Annotated in this window: 2 protein-coding genes; both read right to left on the bottom strand. The window is 60.0% G+C overall.

Features of this window, described 5'->3' with window-relative positions; all coding sequences use genetic code 11:
• A partial coding sequence (locus GY725_21485) for a hypothetical protein (GenBank protein MCP4006761.1) occupies nucleotides 1-145 on the bottom strand: 145 nt, incomplete at its 3' end.
• Nucleotides 146-530: 385 nt separating this feature from the next.
• A complete protein-coding gene (locus tag GY725_21480; GenBank protein MCP4006760.1) occupies nucleotides 531-1,181 on the bottom strand; it encodes a hypothetical protein in 651 nt (216 codons plus the stop codon).
• Between the last annotated feature and the right edge of the window lie 112 nt (nucleotides 1,182-1,293).

Genomic DNA, 1,293 nt, shown 5'->3' with positions numbered 1-1,293 from the left:
GCTTCGACAATCCGAAGTTGCTCGGGTTCGTCGGCCCCTCCCCAACGGCCGCCTCCCCGCGCAGGCCGATTTCCTCGTAGAAGGCATCCATGCGCGCCGGATCGGGCGCGCCCATCTCGATGTCGAGCAGTCGGTGAAGGGCCATTGAGTTCTCCTCGTCATTCGCGGTGCAGGCTGATCGTCGTAGACGACTGAGGACGATACATTCTAGCCAAGTGGCTAACAAGTTCGACTCTCTGCCCTCTCGACTCGGTCGGAGGGGGTGGACCTATGTCGAATGGCCCGATGGTCCGGTTCCGCAAGAGACCGCCTGGGCAGTCCGAGCTCTACGACGTCTACCCGAAACGCGCCCCCTTCTGGCAACACGATGAACTCCTCGGCTGGTCTCACACACCGAACCGCTCCGGAAACCCATCGGCTCGCACCCGTTCCCGAGCGAGTTCGAGACGGCGGCCGTGTCCGGGGCTCTTCGGAGGAAAAAACTGGATTTCGCTGTCGTGATCGCAATGGGGCGCGGAAGCAGCTTGCGGCTAGTCGGATCCGATTTTCAGGTATCGGCCGTCCAGCTCAGCCCGGATCTTCTCGTGCTCCTGCTGTGTCAACTGCAGACGATGCAGAAGCACGAGTGCACACAGGTGAAGCAGACACGGGGCCGCGGCGATCATGATACGGATCACCATCTGGACCGAAGCCGCCTGTTCGATGTTCGAGCGAAATCCCGCCGCCTGGAGCGCGAACCCTACGACGGTTGCAGAGACGGCCATCGCGCTCTTCATGGCGAAGTTCAACAGTGCAAAATACGCACCTTCCTTGCGCTGCCCCGAAGCGACTTCGTCGAAGTCTACGGCGTCGGCCAGGAGCGATTGCGGGATCACGCTTCCACAGCCATGGGCTGCACCCATGATTCCGATGACGATATAGACGACGACCTGATCCAGATCCATGCTGAAGAAGAGGACCGCGAAAGCCATCACTTTCATCCCCAGCCCGGTCATCCAGATGTACTTCTTTCCGAACCGCCGCGATAGCCGTAGCCAGAACGGAATACTCACGAGGATGGGGGCAGCGAAAGCCAGCAGGTAGTTCGCGGTCTGGCCTGGAGTGTTCAACAGATACTCCGAGGCATAGGGAAGCAACATCCCCACCGCTGCGACCTCAGTGATCACCCCAAAAGCGGCCATACGTGATCACTTCAAAACCGGCCATTAGAAGTCGTCCGGGACGGGTTTCTGATTATCTACGCAGCGTCATTCGCTCGCAAGGTTGCCTTTTCCCGAGTTCGCCAGCTCCGCG

Source organism: bacterium (assembly GCA_024226335.1).
Classification (GTDB): Bacteria; Myxococcota_A; UBA9160; order SZUA-336; family SZUA-336; genus JAAELY01.
Note: the sequence above shows the minus strand (reverse complement) of the source record. Positions and strands in the feature narration are given on the sequence as shown.

What these genes read in the sequence shown, in the direction of transcription:
- GY725_21480 (MCP4006760.1), bottom strand. Translation starts at nt 1,181, where the DNA reads ATGGCCGCTTTTGGGGTGATCACTGAGGTCGCAGCGGTGGGGATGTTG.